At 70.6% G+C, this 16,286-nt stretch carries 16 protein-coding genes; 8 read left to right on the forward strand and 8 right to left on the reverse strand.

Annotated elements, in window-relative coordinates:
• Positions 1 to 50: 50 nt before the first annotated feature.
• Complete coding sequence (locus N864_RS00405) at positions 51 to 890, reverse strand: RecB family exonuclease (protein WP_034712048.1); 840 nt, start codon at positions 888 to 890, stop codon at positions 51 to 53.
• Between the two features lie 70 nt (positions 891 to 960).
• Between N864_RS00405 and N864_RS00410 the strand changes: the two genes are divergently transcribed.
• The 4 genes from N864_RS00410 (at position 961) to arc (ending at position 5,549) form a co-directional block, all read left to right on the forward strand.
• Positions 961 to 2,118, forward strand: a complete 1,158-nt coding sequence (locus N864_RS00410) for a site-2 protease family protein (protein WP_034712051.1) — start codon at positions 961 to 963, stop codon at positions 2,116 to 2,118.
• Positions 2,119 to 2,244: 126 nt separating this feature from the next.
• On the forward strand, positions 2,245 to 2,640 hold the full coding sequence (locus N864_RS00415) for a single-stranded DNA-binding protein (protein ID WP_051517994.1): 396 nt from the start codon (positions 2,245 to 2,247) through the stop codon (positions 2,638 to 2,640).
• 11 nt (positions 2,641 to 2,651) lie between these two features.
• On the forward strand, positions 2,652 to 3,752 hold the full coding sequence (locus N864_RS00420; RefSeq protein WP_034712054.1) for a tRNA (adenine-N1)-methyltransferase: 1,101 nt from the start codon (positions 2,652 to 2,654) through the stop codon (positions 3,750 to 3,752).
• A gap of 54 nt (positions 3,753 to 3,806) precedes the next feature.
• Positions 3,807 to 5,549 (forward strand): proteasome ATPase, encoded by a 1,743-nt coding sequence (arc, locus tag N864_RS00425; RefSeq protein WP_051517995.1) that lies wholly within the window; start codon positions 3,807 to 3,809, stop codon positions 5,547 to 5,549.
• Positions 5,550 to 5,573: 24 nt separating this feature from the next.
• Here the strand turns inward: arc and N864_RS00430 are convergent, their stop codons facing one another.
• Both N864_RS00430 and N864_RS00435 read right to left on the reverse strand, forming a co-directional pair.
• Complete coding sequence (locus N864_RS00430; protein WP_051517996.1) at positions 5,574 to 5,996, reverse strand: DUF3054 domain-containing protein; 423 nt, start codon at positions 5,994 to 5,996, stop codon at positions 5,574 to 5,576.
• A complete protein-coding gene (locus N864_RS00435) occupies positions 5,993 to 6,982 on the reverse strand; it encodes a ribose-phosphate diphosphokinase (protein ID WP_034712059.1) in 990 nt (329 codons plus the stop codon). Before N864_RS00435 ends, N864_RS00430 begins: the two co-directional genes overlap by 4 nt.
• A 107-nt stretch (positions 6,983 to 7,089) precedes the next feature.
• Between N864_RS00435 and dop the strand changes: the two genes are divergently transcribed.
• The 4 genes from dop (at position 7,090) to prcA (ending at position 10,600) form a co-directional block, all read left to right on the forward strand.
• A complete protein-coding gene (dop, locus tag N864_RS00440) occupies positions 7,090 to 8,610 on the forward strand; it encodes a depupylase/deamidase Dop (RefSeq protein ID WP_034712062.1) in 1,521 nt (506 codons plus the stop codon).
• Between the two features lie 159 nt (positions 8,611 to 8,769).
• Complete coding sequence (locus N864_RS00445) at positions 8,770 to 8,976, forward strand: ubiquitin-like protein Pup (protein ID WP_034712065.1); 207 nt, start codon at positions 8,770 to 8,772, stop codon at positions 8,974 to 8,976.
• On the forward strand, positions 8,973 to 9,806 hold the full coding sequence (gene prcB / locus N864_RS00450; protein ID WP_034712068.1) for a proteasome subunit beta: 834 nt from the start codon (positions 8,973 to 8,975) through the stop codon (positions 9,804 to 9,806). Before N864_RS00445 ends, prcB begins: the two co-directional genes overlap by 4 nt.
• Entirely contained in the window at positions 9,803 to 10,600 is a 798-nt protein-coding gene (gene prcA / locus N864_RS00455; protein ID WP_081793229.1) for a proteasome subunit alpha, read from the forward strand. Before prcB ends, prcA begins: the two co-directional genes overlap by 4 nt.
• Before the next feature lie 76 nt (positions 10,601 to 10,676).
• On the opposite strand, the gene N864_RS00460 is transcribed toward prcA, so the two are convergent.
• From N864_RS00460 to N864_RS00480, 5 genes are all read right to left on the reverse strand, one after another.
• Positions 10,677 to 12,005, reverse strand: a complete 1,329-nt coding sequence (locus N864_RS00460) for a coiled-coil domain-containing protein (protein WP_051517997.1) — start codon at positions 12,003 to 12,005, stop codon at positions 10,677 to 10,679.
• A 167-nt stretch (positions 12,006 to 12,172) separates the two neighbouring features.
• On the reverse strand, positions 12,173 to 13,132 hold the full coding sequence (locus tag N864_RS00465; protein WP_034712071.1) for an ABC transporter permease: 960 nt from the start codon (positions 13,130 to 13,132) through the stop codon (positions 12,173 to 12,175).
• A 10-nt stretch (positions 13,133 to 13,142) separates the two neighbouring features.
• Positions 13,143 to 14,135, reverse strand: coding sequence for an ABC transporter permease (locus N864_RS00470; RefSeq protein ID WP_205620829.1), 993 nt, complete (start codon positions 14,133 to 14,135; stop codon positions 13,143 to 13,145).
• Between the two features lie 5 nt (positions 14,136 to 14,140).
• On the reverse strand, positions 14,141 to 15,229 hold the full coding sequence (locus N864_RS00475) for an ABC transporter ATP-binding protein (RefSeq protein ID WP_081793230.1): 1,089 nt from the start codon (positions 15,227 to 15,229) through the stop codon (positions 14,141 to 14,143).
• Entirely contained in the window at positions 15,226 to 16,275 is a 1,050-nt protein-coding gene (locus tag N864_RS00480; RefSeq protein WP_034712074.1) for an ABC transporter ATP-binding protein, read from the reverse strand. Before N864_RS00480 ends, N864_RS00475 begins: the two co-directional genes overlap by 4 nt.
• Positions 16,276 to 16,286 lie beyond the last annotated feature (11 nt).

Raw genomic sequence — 16,286 nt, forward strand, 5'->3', positions numbered from 1 at the left:
CTGGCGTCGTCCGCACGACGAGCCGGTATGCCGCTCCGCCTCCGCGTCGCTCAGTCGACGACGACAACGGCTCCTGAGCCGGCGGGGTCGACGGCCAGGACCGCGGCATCGTCTGGCAGCGGCGGTGGCGTGCCACCCCACGCGGGGCAGAGCGACCGGTGCTCGCACCAGTCGCAGAGGCGGCTCGGACTCGGGCGCCAGTCGCCCGTCGCGGCGGCGCGCTCGATCGCGGCCCAGAGGGCGCGCACCTTGCGCTCCACGCCGAGCAGGTCCTGCTCGTCGGGGGCGTAGCGCACCACCTCACCGTTGCCCAGGTAGACCAGCTGCAGCAGCCGAGGGATCTCACCGCGCAGACGCCACAGCACCAGGGCATAGAACTTCATCTGGAACAGCGCCTTGGCCTCGAAACGCTCCGAGGGTGACCGACCGGTCTTGTAGTCGACGACGCGCATCGCCCCGTCCGGCGCCACGTCGAGCCGGTCGACGTAGCCACGCAGGACGAGCCCGTCGAGGTCGGTCTCGACGTAGAGCTCGCGCTCGGCCGGCTCGAGCCGGGTCGGGTCCTCGAGCCCGAACCACGTCTCGAGGAGCGCGCCCGCGCCCTCGAACCACTCGTCGGTGCGGCCGTCGTGCTCGGCCAGCAGGTCGAGCATGTCCGGCTCCTCGGTCACGAGCCGCTCCCACTCCTGGGGCACGAGACCCAGCGCCGCCTCGAGCGTGCGATCGGCCATCGGCAGGTCGAAGAGCCGCTCCAGCACCGCGTGCACGAGGGTGCCCCGCGCCGTCGCCGGAGTGGGCGGGGAGGGAAGCTTGTCGATGACGCGGAAGCGGTAGAGCATCGGACAGGTCATGAAGTCCGACGCCCGGCTGGGTGACAGGGCTGCGACCATGCGCCGACTGTACGACGCGCCTCCGACAGCGTGTGCCGACACCCTAGGAGGGTGCCGTAGTGTCCCACCCATGAGCACACCCGCGGGCGCGAGCCGGTCGCCGTACGGCTGGCGGATGGGTTCCCTGGGAGGCACTCCGGTCTTCCTCGGCCGCTCCTGGCCGATCATCGCGATCATCATCGTCGCCGTCTTCGGACCGCGACTCGGCGCGGTCGGCCGCAGCCCTGCCTACGGGTATGTCGTCGCGCTCGGCTACGCGCTGCTGCTGCTCGTCTCGGTCCTCGTGCACGAGACCGCCCACGCCCTCGCCGCACGGTGGAGCGGGCACCCGGTCGACCGCATCGTGGCGGACGTCTGGGGCGGCCACACGGTCTATGACGCGACGCGGTCCCGCCCGGGTGCGACGGCGCTGATCGCGGTGGTCGGCCCCGTGGCGAACCTGGTTCTGGCCGGCGTCGGCTACGTCGCGCTGCCCTTCGTCACCGGCGACACGGCCCAGCTCCTGCTCAGCGTCGTCACCTGGGCGAACCTGCTCGTGGGACTGTTCAACCTGCTGCCGGGACTGCCCCTCGACGGTGGCCAGATCGTCAGCGCGCTCGTCTGGAAGGCGACCGGCAGCAAGGGGACCGGGCTCGTCGCCGCCGGCTGGCTCGGCCGGCTGCTCGCCGCGGGTGCTGTCGTCTACATCGTCGGCGTGCCCCTGCTCCAGGGCCGCCAACCCGACCTGACGACGCTGCTCTGGACCGTGCTCATCGGCGTCTTCCTCTGGAAGGGCGCCTCCGACGCGATCCGGTCCGGCCACATCCACGAGGCGACGGCGGGCCCGGTCGACCCCGTCCTCGACCCGGCTCTGCTCGTGCCGAGCTCGAACACCGTCGAGGAGGCGGTCCGCACCGCGTCCGCCGGCGGTCGGCCGGTCGTCATCGTCGGCACCGACGCCACCGGCTGGCCCGTCGGCGTCGTGCCCGGCTCGGCGATCTCCGAGATCCCCGAGGCGCGCCGCTCCGCGACGACGGTGTCCGCGGCACTGCAGACGGAACGCCCCGACTGGGTCGTCGCGCTGCCGAGCGACGCGGTGCTCACCGACCTCGTGAGGGTCATGGGGGAGCGGTCGCTGCCGGTGGCCGTGGTCATCGATGAGGCGACCCGCGGCGTGCGGGGCGTGGCCCGCGCCGAGCGGATCAACGAGGTCGTGGGCGCCGAGCTCGCCCGGCGCGGCCGTCGCTGACGCCGTCCACACCCCCACAGCGGTAGGGCGGATCGTCCCCAGGTCGAGGCCGCGGCCTGTGCTTCGGCGACCGTCTGGCCGACGCTGGTCCCGAGCCCGACGGACGGGCCGGGAAGGACTGGGGTGATGACGGCTGCAGCGAGGAGCGAGACGGTGGCGGCAGAGCCGACGCCGCGCAACGAGGTCATCCTGTGGGGCCGGCTGCCGGCACCCCCCGAGGAGCGCGAGCTGCCCAGCGGCGACGCCATTGCCGTCCTGCGGGTCGTCATCCCGCGCCGGCCCGGGCCGAGGCGCTCCGAGGCGGCACAGGCCTCCCGGCAGAAGGTGGACACCATCGATGTGGTCTGCTGGTCGGCCCGGACCCGACGGACCGCCCGCGGCCTGCAGGAGGGCGACTGGATCGAGGTCGAGGGCGCACTCCGGCGCCGGTTCTTCGCCGGAGCCGGTGGCCGCCAGAGCCGCTACGAGGTCGAGGCGGCCGTGCTGCGCCGGCTGGTCAGGGGCGGCCCGCGTGCCACCTAGACTCTGCTGCCATGACGAGCCCCGCGACGCCGGCACCCGAAGCGCACCCGCACCACCGCCGTGGGTTGTTCGAGACCGGGGAACGGATCCAGCTGACCGACCCGAGGGGACGCCTGCACACCATCACCCTCGAGCCGGGCCGCGAGTTCCACACCCACCGCGGCTACCTGCGGCACGACGACCTCATCGGCCGTCCGGACGGGTCGGTCGTGACGAACACCGCTGGCATCGAGTACCTCGCCCTGCGGCCGCTGCTGTCCGACTACGTCATGTCGATGCCCCGCGGCGCCGCGGTCGTCTACCCCAAGGACGCCGGACAGATCGTCCAGATGGCGGACATCTTCCCGGGTGCCGTCGTCGTCGAGGCGGGGGTCGGCTCCGGGGCACTGTCGATGTCGCTGCTGCGGGCCATCGGTGAGTCGGGGCGGCTGCACAGCTTCGAGCGGCGCGAGGACTTCGCCGAGATCGCCAAGGCCAACGCCCGGGCGTTCTTCGCCGGTGACCACCCCGCGTGGTCGGTGCACCTCGGCGACCTCGTCGACCGCCTGCCGGAGGAGGTCGAGCAGAGCAGCGTGGACCGCGTCGTGCTCGACATGCTCGCGCCATGGGAGTGCCTCGACGTCGTGGCCGATGCGCTCATCCCGGGCGGGGTACTGATCTGTTATGTCGCGACGACGACCCAGCTCAGCAGGGTGGCCGAGGGGATTCGGGCCCACGGGGGCTTCACCGAGCCGACCGCATGGGAGTCGATCGTGCGCGGTTGGCACCTCGAGGGTCTCGCGGTCCGGCCCCAGCACCGAATGCACGGACACACCGGGTTCCTCATCTCGACCCGACGCCTGGCGCCTGGGGTCACCCCGCCCGAGCGCAAGCGCCGGCCCGCCAAGGGGTCGCGCCCTGAGGCGGCCGGCGCCGGCAGCTCCGACGACCGGCTGGGCATTGACGACGGCATCGCCGACGGCACCGAGTCGGAGCTCACCGGGGAGAGCACCGCGGCGTCGGGAGGCTTCGACGACACGGAGTGGACGCCGGAGGCTCTCGGCGAGCGAGTCAAGTCCGACAAGCGGATTCGGCGGCTCCGACGCTCACTCACCGGGACGTCCGACGGATAGTCGCCGTGGCGAGTTAGGGTCGAAGTGTCAGGCAGCGCGGACCAGGAGGCCGACATGACCGACGAGACCCGAGGAATGCCACCCGGTGCGCCGGGTGACCGAGACCGGGAGGCCCTGCAGTCCGAGGTGCACGGCATCCGCCGTGGCTCCTCCGGAGCCGACCGCGCCCGCGAGCTCGAGGTGCGGCTGAACCACCTGCAGACCTCCCTGACCACCCTTTCCACGCAGAACGAGCGGCTGGTGCGCACGCTCAAGGAGGCGCGGGAGCAGATCGTCACCCTCAAGAAGGAGGTCGACCGGCTCGCCCAGCCGCCCAGCACCTTCGGGCTCATCGTCGACGTCGAGGAGGACGGCACCGCCGACATCCTCACCGGGGGCCGCAAGATGCGGGTCGCGGTGAGCCCCTCGGTCGACGCGCAGGAGCTCGGCCCGGGGCGGGAGGTCATGCTCAACGAGGCGCTCAACGTCGTGTCGGTGCACGGCTACGAGCGCGTCGGTGAGGTCGTCACCGTCAAGGAGAAGCTGTCCGACGGCCGGCTCGTCGTCGTGACCCACGGCGACGAGGAGCGGGTCTGCCGGCCCGCCGAGACGCTGCGGGGCGAACGCGTCCGTGTCGGCGACGCCCTGACCCTCGACCCGCGCAGCAACTTTGCCTACGAGGTCATCCCCAAGCTCGAGGTCGAGGAGCTCGTTCTCGAGGAGGTGCCCAACGTCGCCTACGAGGACATCGGCGGCCTGACCGGGCAGATCGAGCAGATCCGCGACGCCGTCGAGCTGCCCTTCTTGCACCCCGAGCTGTTCCGCGAGCACGCGCTCAAGCCGCCCAAGGGGGTGCTGCTCTACGGCCCACCGGGATGCGGCAAGACGCTGATCGCCAAGGCGGTGGCGGCCTCGCTCGCCCGCCAGGTGGCCCAGCGCGAGGGCTCCGACCCGGCTGAGCGCAAGAGCTACTTCCTCAACATCAAGGGCCCCGAGCTGCTCAACAAGTACGTCGGTGAGACCGAGCGGCACATCCGCCTCATCTTCCAGCGGGCGCGTGAGAAGGCGTCCGAGGGAACGCCGGTCGTCGTCTTCTTCGACGAGATGGACTCGCTGTTCCGCACCCGGGGCTCGGGCATCTCGAGCGACGTCGAGACGACGATCGTGCCGCAGCTGCTTGCCGAGATCGACGGCGTCGAGCGGCTCGACAACGTCATCGTCATCGGTGCCTCCAACCGCGAGGACATGATCGACCCGGCCATCCTGCGACCCGGCCGGCTGGACGCCAAGATCAAGATCGAGCGGCCCGACGCCGAGGCGGCACGCGACATCTTCAGCAAGTACCTCACAACCGACCTGCCGCTGCACGAGCACGACCTGTCCGAGCACCAGGGCGACCGCGGTGAGACGGTCGAGGACATGATCACGGCGGCGGTCGAGCGGATGTACTCCGAGGTCGAGGACAACCGCTTCCTCGAGGTCACCTACTCAGGCGGCGACAAGGAGATCCTCTACTTCAAGGACTTCAACTCCGGTGCGATGATCCAGAACATCGTCGACCGCGCGAAGAAGCTCGCGATCAAGGACTACCTCACCACCGGCCAGAAGGGCATCCGCGTCGAGCACGTGCTCACGAGCTGCGTCGACGAGTTCAAGGAGAACGAGGACCTGCCCAACACGACCAACCCCGACGACTGGGCGCGGATCTCCGGCAAGAAGGGCGAGCGGATCGTCTACATCCGCACCCTCATCAAGGGCAAGGACGGCAGCTCGCCCGGGCGGTCGATCTCGACGGCCAACACGGGCCAGTACCTCTGACCCGACGACCAGAGGGTATGCCGCTCAGCCGGCCCCGCGCGGAGGCTCCGTCGCCCGCGGGGCGGGCTCAGCGGCATACCGGCTGCGGCGCCAACCGGCGAGGGCCCGCCAGCCGAGCAGCAGCACGGCGAGCGTGACCGACGCGACGATGACGAACGGCCAGGCCGTGCCCTCGCCGGCCGCGCGGCGCAGCACCATGCCGGCGACGAGGGTCGCGAACCAGACGGTCACCCCGGGGCCGGTCGCGACCGGCCAGCGGCCGCGCATGGCGCGCACGACGAGCCAGCCGACGAGCGTGCCGACGAGGAACGGCCACGCGGTCAGCAGGGCGCCGAGGACGGGGTTGGCCTCCTGGTGCGAGGCCCGGCCGATGGCGGCGAAGACGATGACGAGGAACAGGTCGAGCAGCAGCCCGACGACCGGTCGGGGAGTGGCGCGTCGGCTCATACGGTCGTCTCGAACGGCAGCCGCGCCTGCGGTGGGGCGTAGGCGGGGTCGACGCCCTCGAACAGGGACGAGACCGAGCGGCCGTGGTGGATCCGGCTGATCGCCTCGGCGAACAGCTGCGCGACCGAGATCGTGCGCAGCTCCGGCCAGTCCGCCGGCCGCGGCACCGTGTCGGTGGTGACGACCTCGGTGACCCACGGGTGTCCCCGGAGCCGCTCGACGGCCTTGCCGGCGAACAGGCCGTGCGTGCAGACGACCGAGGCACCGGTGGCTCCCTCGTCGCGGAGCCGGTCGATGAGCTCGACCATGGAGCCACCGGTCGCGATCTCGTCGTCGAGGATGATCGCCCGGCGACCTCGGACGTCGCCGACGATGGAGTCGATGATGACCCGGTCGTCGGCCACCCGCTGCTTCGCGCCGGCGGCGACCGGCAGGCCGAGCAGCCGGGCGAACAACGTGGCGACCTTCGCGTTGCCGAGGTCGGGGCTCACGACGATCGAGTCACGCAGGTCGGTGCCGCGGAAGTGGTCGGCCAGGACGCCGATCGCCGTCAGGTGGTCGACGGGCATCGAGAAGAAGCCGTGCACCTGCGGTGCGTGCAACGCCATGGTGAGCACCCGGTCCGCGCCAGCGGTCTTGATGAGGTCGGCGACGAGCCGTCCCCCGAGCGAGATGCGCGAGGCGTCCTTCTTGTCCGAGCGGGCATAGGCGTAGTGCGGCATGACGACCGTGATCTGTCCGGCGGACGCGCCCCGGGCGGCGTCGATCATGAGGAGCAGCTCCATGAGGTGCTCCTGCGTCGGGGGGACGAGCGGCTGGATCAGGTAGACGTCCTGCTTGCGGCAGTTCGCCAGCAGCTGCGCCTGGAGGCAGTCGTTGCTGAAGCGCTTGATCTCGACCGGGGACAGCCGCACCCCGAGGTGGCTGCAGATGCGCCTGGCCAGATCCATGTGAGCCGAACCGCTGAAGACCACGACGTCGTTCACCGCAGGCATCCTCTCGACGGGGACGGCATGACCCTACTGGAGCCCGCCGTGTCATGTCTGTGCGGGCGCTGGGGGCCTCGGCGCCTGCTCCGGTTATCGTCGTGGCCATGACGGTTCGTCGCATCATGGGCATCGAGACCGAGTACGGCATCTCCGTGCCGGGCGACCCGCTCGCCAACCCGATGTTCCTGTCCGGGCAGGTGGTCAGCGTCTACGCCGCGGCCCACGGCATCCGGTCGAACCAGTCGAGCTGGGACTACGCCTACGAGGACCCACTACGCGACGCGCGCGGATGGCAGATGAGCCGTGCCGACGCCGAGGACAGCCAGCTGACCGACTCCGAGGACCCCAGCCTCGCCAATGTCGTGCTGCCCAACGGGGCCCGCTACTACGTCGACCACGCCCACCCGGAGTACAGCTCGCCCGAGGTGACGACCCCGCTCGACGCCGTCGTGTGGGACCGGGCCGGCGACGCCATCGCCCTCGAGTCGGTCCGGCTGCTCGCGGACCGACCGGACCACCAACAGGTCAACCTGTACAAGAACAACACCGACGGCAAGGGCCAGTCCTACGGTGCGCACGAGAACTACCTCATGCCGCGGCGCACACCGTTTCCCGAGATCGTCCGGCACCTCATCCCGTTCTTCGTGACCAGGCAGGTCATCTGCGGTGCCGGCCGCGTCGGGCTCGGCGTCGACTCGAGGACCCCCGGCTACCAGATCTCGCAACGAGCCGACTTCTTCGAGACGGAGGTCGGGCTCGAGACGACGCTCAAGCGTCCGATCATCAACACCCGGGACGAGCCGCACGCGGTCGCGGACCGGTTCCGCCGGTTGCACGTCATCATCGGCGACGCGAACCAGCTCGACGTCGCGACCCTGCTCAAGCTCGGCACGACCTCGCTCGTGCTCGGCATGATCGAGACCGGACACCTCGACGAGCCCCTGTCCATCCGACGCCCAGTCGGCGCGCTGCAGGCGGTCTCGCACGACCCCTCCCTCACGGCGAAGCTGGAGCTGCTCGACGGACGCGAGATGACGGCGCTCGACGTGCAGTGGGCCTACCTCGAGGCGGCCCGCACCTGGCTCGACAGCCGGGCCGACGACCCGACCCCCGAGGCGACCGAGCAGGTCATGTCCCTCTGGGAGGACGTGCTGACCCGGCTCGGCCGCGACGTCATGTCCTGCGCCGCCGATCTCGACTGGGTGGCCAAGCTCCAGCTACTCGAGGGCTACCGCAACCGGGACGGTCTCGCCTGGGACGACCACCGGCTGGCCGCCATCGACATCCAGTGGGCCGACGTGCGTCCTGAGAAGGGGCTGGCGCACCGACTGCAGGAGCGCGGACGCACCCGGCGGCTCGTCTCGGCCGAGCAGGTCAAGGCCGCCCAAGCGCTGCCGCCCGAGGACACCCGCGCCTGGTTCCGGGGCACGTGCGTGCGTCGGTTCGCCCCCAACATCTTCTCGGCGAGCTGGGACTCGGTCGTCTTCGACGTTCCGGGGCATGCCAGCCTGCAGCGCGTGCCGATCCTCGAGCCGGAACGCGGCACGCGCGCCCAGGTGGGAGACCTGCTCGACCAGAGCTCCGACGTGCGAGCGCTTCTGGCCGGACTCGCCGCCCCTGAGTAACCGTTGGTCCACCCTCACCTGCGGGATCAAGATGATGGTCCCGGTAATACTCCTGATCCGTTCTGACACCGAGGCCGATTCCTGCGAGTCCGCTGATGCCCACTGAGCGCGACGGGTTAGGGTCGAGGTAGTGATTCGCCCCAGTCTGAGGAGGTAGTCATGGCCGCACAGGAGCACGCCAAGCCACAACGTCGTGAGGACGACCCGGCAGACGCGCCGGAGGCCCCGCCCGCAGCGCCGGCAGGCGCCGCCGTGAAGGAGGGCCTCGGCGACGACATCGACTCGGTCCTCGACGAGATCGACGGCGTCCTCGAGTCCAACGCGGAGGAGTTCGTGCGCGGATTCGTCCAGAAGGGCGGCCAGTGAGCGGCCGGCCCGAGCCGCGGGCCCACCGTCTCGACGACGTCTACCTCAGCGCTGGAACCTCGTCCTTCACCGACTTCCTCGCCTCCTACCGCCCGGAGCTGCTTCCCTCCGGGCGGTCGCTGCCCCCGACGGCGAGCCTGGAGGCGCCACACGGGACGACGATCGTCTCGCTGCTCCATCAGGGTGGCGTCATCATGGCCGGTGACCGCCGGGCGACGATGGGCAACCTCATCGCGAACCGGGACATGCAGAAGGTTTTCGCTGCCGACGGCTACTCGGCCGTCGGGATCGCGGGCACCGCGGGCCTGGCCGTCGAGCTCGTTCGGCTCTACCAGGTGGAGCTGGAGCACTACGAGAAGATCGAGGGCATGATCATGTCCCTCGAGGGCAAGGCGAACCGGCTGGCCTCGATGATCCGTGGCAACCTCGGCCTCGCGATGCAAGGTCTCGCCGTCGTGCCCGTCTATGCCGGCTACGACCTCGAGACGGACAGCGGCCGGATCTACTCCTACGACGTGACCGGTGGGTGCTACACCGAGGGTGGCCACCACAGCACCGGTTCCGGCTCGCTCTTCGCCCGTGGCGCCCTGAAGAAGCTGTGGCGGCCGGGGCTGTCCGAGGAGCGCGGCATCGAGGTCGCCATCGAGGCGCTCTACGACGCCGCCGACGACGACTCGGCGACCGGCGGCCCCGACCTCGGCCGGCAGATCTGGCCGAGCGTCGCGGTCGTGGACGCCTCCGGCGTGCGGTTCATCGGTGACGACATCCTGCAGGGCGTCGTCGAGTCGATCGTCGCCGCGCGTCGCGACAACCCGGGGGGTGCCCGATGAGCATGCCGTTCTACGTTCCGCCCGAGCAGATCATGAAGGACCGGGCGGACTTTGCGCGCAAGGGCATTGCCCGGGGCCGGTCCGTCGTCGTGCTGGGCTATGACAAGGGCATCGCCTTCGTCGCGGAGAACCCGTCCAGCGCGCTGCACAAGGTGTCCGAGATCTATGACCGGATCGCCTTCGCGGCGGTCGGTCGCTACAACGAGTTCGAGAGCCTTCGGGTTGCCGGCATCCGCTACGCGGACGTCCGGGGCTACTCCTACGACCGCACCGACGTCACCGCGCGGGCCCTGGCCAACACGTATGCCCAGACCCTCGGCGCCATCTTCGTCCAGGAGAGCAAGCCGTTCGAGATCGAGATCGTCGTTGCCGAGGTGGGGCAGCGGCCCGAGGACGACCAGATCTTCCGGCTCACCTATGACGGGTCGGTCGCCGACGAGCGCGGCTACGTCGCGATGGGGGGCGCGAGCGACCAGGCCGAGGAGCACCTGGCGGCGAACTGGCGTCCCGGTCTCTCCCTCGCCGAGGCGCTCCGGGTCGCCGTGAACGTCCTGGGTGCGGCACCGAACGGGGACGGCGGCGAGCGTCGTGACCTGACAGCGGACCAGCTCGAAGTGGCGGTGCTCGACCGGGAGCGCCCACGGCGCAGCTTCCGGCGCATCCAGGGCGCCCTGCTCGAACGGCTGCTCAACACCTCCGACCCGACGAGCCAGGCCCCGTCCACCGACGAGCGGCACCCCGGGCATCCCGAGGTCCTGACCGGCGAGGACGACCCCCTGGCCGGGCCGGTCTGAGACCCTCCCGATCCGGACGACAGCAGGAGCGGGCCCCCGTCGGGGCCCGCTCCTGTTGGCTGTGGCGAACGCGTCGTCAGCGCTGGTTGGCCGAGGCCTTGGACCCGGTCTGCCGGGCCTTGCCCTCACCCTGCTGCGGTTGCTCCTGCTGACCACCCTTGCCGGCTGGCTTCTCCTCCGCGGCGGCCGGACCAGGACGCTGCTGGCCGGCGGGCTGGGCGCCTCCGCCGTCCTGACCGGCGCGCTGCGGCCGAGAGCCCTGGGGCGTAGAGCCCTGCTGTCCGGAGCCCTGCTGTCCGGAGCCCTGCTGTCCGGAAGCCTGCTGGCCAGGACCAGGCTGGCCCGAGCCCTGCGGACGAGCGCCCTCCTGCCCGGAGGCCGGCTGAGCTGCACCCGGCCGGCCACCCTGCGGTGCCTGCCGCGCCTGCTGGCCCTGTGCCGGTCCGCCGGGCGCGCCCGACCCCCGCTGCTGCTGGGGCGCCGGCGTCTCCTCCGGGACGATGCCCGTGCCGAGCGAGGCGAGCATCTGTCGCAGGTTGGTCAGCTGGGCACTGATGCTGTCGCGCTGGGCCATCGCGGCCGCGAGCTCGCGGTCGCTCTCCTCACGCACCCGGGAGGCGTGGTCGCGGGCCTCGGAGACGATCTCGTCGGCCTCGGCCTGGGCCTTCTCGAGCAGCGCCTTCGCCCGGTGGCGGGCCTCGGTCGTCTCGTGCTCCGAGCGGGCCGCGAGCTGCTTGGCGCGCTCGGCGATCTCGATGAGGGCCGCCTCCTCGGTCTCCCGGCGAGCGGCGAACTCCTGCGCCGCGCGCTCACGACGCTCGGCCAGGCTCGTCTCGAGCTCCGCCGTCGCCGACGACGCCTTGGCCCGCTGGGCCTCGTACTCTGCCGCCGCCTCCTGGCGGTGGGCCGCGGCGACGCCCTGTGCCTCGACGACGACCTGCTGGGCCTCACGCTGGGCCTGGGCGATGATCCGGGCCGCGTCCTCGTCCGCCCGGGCGCGAGCCTCAGCCGCATAGGCGGTCGTCGAGGCCTTCAGCTCGGTCGCGGCCTTCGTCGCCCGCTCCCGCAGGGCGTCGGCGTCCGCCTGGGCCTTGCTGCGCAGCTCGGCCGCCTCGGTCTCGGCGAGGGCCAGCATCTTGCCGATGCGCTCACCGAAGTCGGTGTAGCTGGGTGCCGCAGAGGCCACGGACGCGGAGCGCTTGAGCTCGACCATGGTGCGGGCCTGCTGCGACAGCTGGGTGCGTAGGTCGGCGAGGGCGGCGTTGAGGCGGGTCAGCTCGACGCTGCGCTCCGATGCGTCCTTCTTCGCCGCGGTGAGGGTGCGGTTCTGCGCCTCGATGAACTCGTCCACCTCCGCGGGCTCGTATCCGCGCCGGGACAACTTGAAGCTGGGTCTGTCGATCATGGCCATCCAATGAGCAGGGGTGAGAGGGAGCGGCCGGCAGGCCGCCCCGGCCATTGTGGCAAAGATCGGCGGCCCCGTCGCAGGAGGTCAGGACAGCGTCAGGTAGGCCGCTCAGCGGGCTCACGCTGAGCGGCATACCTCCTGCTGTGGCGCGGGGTGCGAGCGCCTCAGTGCAGGCGCACGCGGGGGTCGAGAACGGCGTAGAACGCGTCGACGACGATGTTTGCGACGACGACGGCCGCCGAGGCGAACAGGACGATCCCGATGATGACCGGAAGGTCCTGCTGGTTGATCGCGTCGATCGCCGTCTTGCCCAGCCCGGGCAGGCTGAAGACGGTCTCCGTCACGACGACACCGCCGAGGAGCGAGCCGACGTCGATGCCGAACTGGGTCACGATCGGCGTCAGGGCAGCCCGCAGGGCGTGGCGCAGCACGACCCGCCGCTCACCGACGCCCTTGGAGCGGGCGGTGCGGACGTAGTCCTCCCCGAGGACGTCGAGCATCGACGCCCGGGTGAGGCGCGTGTAGGTCGCGGCCGAGACGAGGGCGAGGGTGAACCACGGCAGGACCATGTGGATGAACCAGTCGTAGAGCCCACCGGTGAACGGCGCGTAGCCACCCGCGGGGAACACCGCCGATCCCGCCAGCGTCAGCCGGAAGTAGAGGAAGTAGAGCAGCAGCAGCCCGAGCAGGAACGTCGGCATCGAGTAGAAGAACAGCGCGAAGGCGGTCATCCCCCGGTCGACGAAGGAGCGGGGCCGGATCGCCGAGACGACGCCGTTGAAGACACCGAGCACGAGCCAGATGATCGCCCCGGGGATCACGACCGACAGGGTGATCGGCAGCGCGCCCGCGATCAGGTCCGTGACCGGCACCCCGTGGTAGTAGTCGAAGCCGAGGTCGCCCCGCACGGCCTTGCCGACGAAGTCGAGGTACTGCTTCCACACCGGCTGGTCGAGACCCAGCCGGTGCGAGATGAGCGCGACGACGTCGGGCGTGGCCTGGCGCCCGGCGAGGGTGCGGGCCACGTTGTTGGGGGCGATGAAGAACAGGGCGAACACCGCGACGGTGATCAGCCACATGACGAGGACACCGAGCGCGAGCCGGCGCACGAGGAATCGCAGCATGGTCCAGCTCCTATCCGGCGAACATTCGGTCGCTGCGCGGGTCGAACGCGTCCCGCACGCCGTCACCGAAGAGGTTGAAGGCCAAGGTCGTGATGAGCAGCGCTGCGCCGGGGAACACGACGAACCACCACGCGACGGTGTAGTAGTTCTGCGACTCGCTGATCATCCCGCCCCAGTCGGCAGTGGGCGGGGGCAAGCCCAGGCCGAGGAAGGACAGCGTCGCCTCGACGACGATGACCACGGGAATCAGCAGCGACGCGTAGACGATGACCGGCGCGAGCACGTTCGGCAGGATGTCGACGAACATGATCCGGGAGTTCGTCGCGCCGAGCGAGCGTGCGGCCTCGACGAACTCGCGCTCCCGGAGCGAGAGCACCTGCCCCCGCACGATCCTCGCGACGGACGCCCAGCTGAAGAAGCCGATGACGAGGATGGTCACGAGCAGGCTCGGACCGGTGATCGACACGAGCGCGACCGCGACGAGGAGGAACGGCACGGACAGGATGACGTCGACGAGGCGGGCCAGGATCGTGTCGACGATCCCGCCGAGGAAGCCCGCGGCGAGGCCGACGATGACGCCGATGACGACCGTCAGGGCCGTGGCGACCACTCCGACGAGGAGCGAGATCCGGGCACCGTAGGCGATCCGCACGAAGATGTCGCGACCCAGGTCGTCGGTCCCGAGCCAGAAGGTGCTGTTGGGGCCGATCGGCAGGCCGTCCGGGCTGAGCCCGGCCTGGCGGTACTGCTCGTTGACCGGGTGCCCCGTGATGGTCGTCGCGAGCGGTGCGAAGACCGCCCCGAGGATGACGAGCACGATGACCCCGAGCGAGATCATCGCGACCTTGTCCCGTCGCAGCCGTTGCCAGGCGAGCAACCAGGGGCTGCGCCCCTCGATCCGCTTCTCGGCGACCGGCTCGGTGGTCGTCGGTTGTCCCTCTCCGGTGAGGACGGACTCTGTCTCCTCCGTGCGCGGGCTCTCGCCGGGCATCGAGTTGGCCATCGTCGTCAGCTCCTCTCGGTGAGCGGCGCGCCGCCCTCGGTCGTGTCGTCGGCGACGATCTCGGAGTCCTCGATGTGGGGGACCGCGAGCGCGAGGTCCTCGCCGACCGCGAGCGGGTGCAGGCAGGCGGTGCGGTGGGTGGGCGGGTCGTCGAAGACCGGTTCCAGCGGCGGATCCGTCACCACACAGTCATGCTGCGCCTTCGGGCACCGGGTATGGAAGCGGCAGCCGGTCGGTGGGTTCGTCGGGGACGGCAGGTCGCCGACGAGGACGATCCGCTCCCGGCTGTCCGCGACGTCCGGGTCGGGTAGTGGCAGCGCCGACAGCAGCGCCCGGCTGTAGGGGTGCCGGGTCGTCCCGAAGAGGTCGTCAGCGGTCGACACCTCGGCGATCTTGCCGAGGTACATGACGGCGATCCGGTCACTCACGTGCCGCACCACGGACAGGTCGTGTGAGATGAAGACGTAGGTCAGCCCGAAGTCGTCCTGCAGGTCGATGAGCAGGTTGATGATCTGGGCCTGGATGGAGACGTCGAGGGCCGACACGGGCTCGTCACAGATGACGAGCTTGGGGCGGAGCGCGAGCGCCCGGGCGACGCCGATGCGCTGGCGCTGGCCACCCGAGAACTCCGCCGGGAAGCGGTTGTAGTGCTCAGGGTTGAGCCCGACCGTCTCCATCAGGTCCTGGACCTTGGTCTTGATCTCCTTGCGCGAGCCGATGCCGTGGATCGTGAAGGGGTCACCGATGATCGACCCGACGCGTCGGCGCGGGTTCAGCGACCCGTACGGGTCCTGGAAGATCATCTGGATGTCCCGCCGGACCGGGCGCAGGTCCCCGCGGGAGAGGTTGCTGATGTCCTTCCCCTGAAACCACACCTTGCCCGAGGTCAGGGGATAGAGGCGGGCGATGCAGCGGGCCAGCGTCGACTTGCCACAGCCGGTCTCACCGACGAGGCCGACCGTCTCGCCGGGCATGACCTCCAGACTGACGCCGTCGACCGCGTGGACGACGGCGTGCTCTCGGTCGAACAGGCTCGAGGAGCGGACTGGAAACGTCTTGACGACGTCCTCGACGCGCAGGAGCGGGTCGCTCATGCGGACCACTCCTCCGGCTCGGCGGCCTGGGCCTGGGCATCGGTCTCGTCCGCGTGCTCACGGTCGAGGTGGCGCATCTCCCGGTTGCTCGAGAGCCAGCACGAGGACAGGTGGGTCGGGTCGTCGTAGACCTCCGCCAGAGGGGGGGTCTCCTTCCAACAGAGGTCGAACGCGTAGCGACAGCGCGGCGCGAACGGACACCCGGCGGGCAACGAGATGAGAGATGGCGGTGCACCCGCGATCGGGGTCAGCCGCGCACCGATGTCGCCCTGGGCCGGCAGGGAGGCGAGCAGGCCCTCGGTGTAGGGGTGGTGGTGGTCGTAGAAGATGGTGCGCCGGGCGCCCTTCTCCATGACCGCCCCGGCGTACATGACGACCACCTCGTCGGACATCTCGGCGACGACGCCGAGGTCGTGGGTGATCAGGATGATGGCGGTGCCGTACTGCTCCTGCAGGTTGCGCATCACCTCGAGCACCTGCGCCTGCACCGTGACGTCGAGCGCCGTCGTGGGCTCGTCGGCGATGAGCAGGTCGGGGTCGAGGGCCATCGCCATGGCGATCATGACGCGTTGGCGCATGCCGCCGGAGAACTGGTGTGGGTAGTCGTCGATCCGGCTCTCGGCCCGTGGGATGCCCACGAGCGAGAGCAGGTGGGCCGCGCGCTGCCGCGCGGCCGCCGTGGAGATCCGGTGGTCGTGCGCCCTGATCATCTCGACGATCTGCCACCCGACCTTGTAGTACGGGTGCAGGCTCGAGAGCGGATCCTGGAAGATCATCCCGATCCGGTTGCCCCGGATCTTCTGGAGCACCTTCGTCGAGGCCCCGATGAGCTCGGTGTCGTCGAACCGGGCGGAGCCAGAGATCCGGGCGCCCCGGGTCAGGCCGGTGATCGTCTGCGTCGCGACGCTCTTGCCGGAGCCGGACTCTCCGACGATGGCGAGCGTGGTGCCACGCTCGACATCGAAGGAGAGTCCGCGCACGGCCTCGACGACTCCGTCCGGGGTGTTGAAGGCGACCCGCAGGTCTCGCACCTCAAGTAGAGCCATCGTTTGTGCCT

The organism is Intrasporangium chromatireducens Q5-1, assembly GCF_000576575.1.
Classification (GTDB): Bacteria; Actinomycetota; Actinomycetes; order Actinomycetales; family Dermatophilaceae; genus Intrasporangium_A; species Intrasporangium_A chromatireducens.

Excerpts from the sequence above, each read along its gene's own strand:
- N864_RS00445 (WP_034712065.1), top strand. The coding sequence starts at position 8,770 with ATGGCCGCACAGGAGCACGCCAAGCCACAACGTCGTGAGGACGACCCG.
- N864_RS00415 (WP_051517994.1), top strand. The coding sequence starts at position 2,245 with ATGACGGCTGCAGCGAGGAGCGAGACGGTGGCGGCAGAGCCGACGCCG.
- N864_RS00470 (WP_205620829.1), bottom strand. The coding sequence starts at position 14,135 with ATGGCCAACTCGATGCCCGGCGAGAGCCCGCGCACGGAGGAGACAGAG.
- N864_RS00460 (WP_051517997.1), bottom strand. The coding sequence starts at position 12,005 with ATGATCGACAGACCCAGCTTCAAGTTGTCCCGGCGCGGATACGAGCCC.
- N864_RS00410 (WP_034712051.1), top strand. The coding sequence starts at position 961 with ATGAGCACACCCGCGGGCGCGAGCCGGTCGCCGTACGGCTGGCGGATG.
- N864_RS00405 (WP_034712048.1), bottom strand. The coding sequence starts at position 890 with ATGGTCGCAGCCCTGTCACCCAGCCGGGCGTCGGACTTCATGACCTGT.
- arc (WP_051517995.1), top strand. The coding sequence starts at position 3,807 with ATGACCGACGAGACCCGAGGAATGCCACCCGGTGCGCCGGGTGACCGA.
- N864_RS00430 (WP_051517996.1), bottom strand. The coding sequence starts at position 5,996 with ATGAGCCGACGCGCCACTCCCCGACCGGTCGTCGGGCTGCTGCTCGAC.
- dop (WP_034712062.1), top strand. The coding sequence starts at position 7,090 with ATGACGGTTCGTCGCATCATGGGCATCGAGACCGAGTACGGCATCTCC.
- N864_RS00465 (WP_034712071.1), bottom strand. The coding sequence starts at position 13,132 with ATGCTGCGATTCCTCGTGCGCCGGCTCGCGCTCGGTGTCCTCGTCATG.
- N864_RS00480 (WP_034712074.1), bottom strand. The coding sequence starts at position 16,275 with ATGGCTCTACTTGAGGTGCGAGACCTGCGGGTCGCCTTCAACACCCCG.
- prcA (WP_081793229.1), top strand. The coding sequence starts at position 9,803 with ATGAGCATGCCGTTCTACGTTCCGCCCGAGCAGATCATGAAGGACCGG.
- N864_RS00475 (WP_081793230.1), bottom strand. The coding sequence starts at position 15,229 with ATGAGCGACCCGCTCCTGCGCGTCGAGGACGTCGTCAAGACGTTTCCA.
- N864_RS00420 (WP_034712054.1), top strand. The coding sequence starts at position 2,652 with ATGACGAGCCCCGCGACGCCGGCACCCGAAGCGCACCCGCACCACCGC.